Here is a 281-nt window from a genome sequence, read left to right on the forward strand (position 1 = left end):
GTCGGCTCATCTCATCCTGGGGCTGAAGCCGGTCCCAAGGGTATGGCTGTTCGCCATTTAAAGAGGTACGCGAGCTGGGTTCAGAACGTCGTGAGACAGTTCGGTCCCTATCTGCCGTGGGCGTTTGAGATTTGAGGAAAGCTGCTCCTAGTACGAGAGGACCGGAGTGGACGAACCTCTGGTGTTCGGGTTGTCACGCCAGTGGCATTGCCCGGTAGCTATGTTCGGACGAGATAACCGCTGAAAGCATCTAAGCGGGAAGCTTCTTCCAAGATGAGATC

General features: G+C 55.5%; 1 rRNA gene. It reads left to right on the top strand.

Features of this window, described 5'->3' with window-relative positions:
• Positions 1 to 281 (top strand): 23S ribosomal RNA (locus FET73_RS15045); the annotation flags it as partial.

This window comes from Marinicella rhabdoformis, from assembly GCF_009671245.1.
Classification (GTDB): domain Bacteria; phylum Pseudomonadota; class Gammaproteobacteria; order Xanthomonadales; family Marinicellaceae; genus Marinicella; species Marinicella rhabdoformis.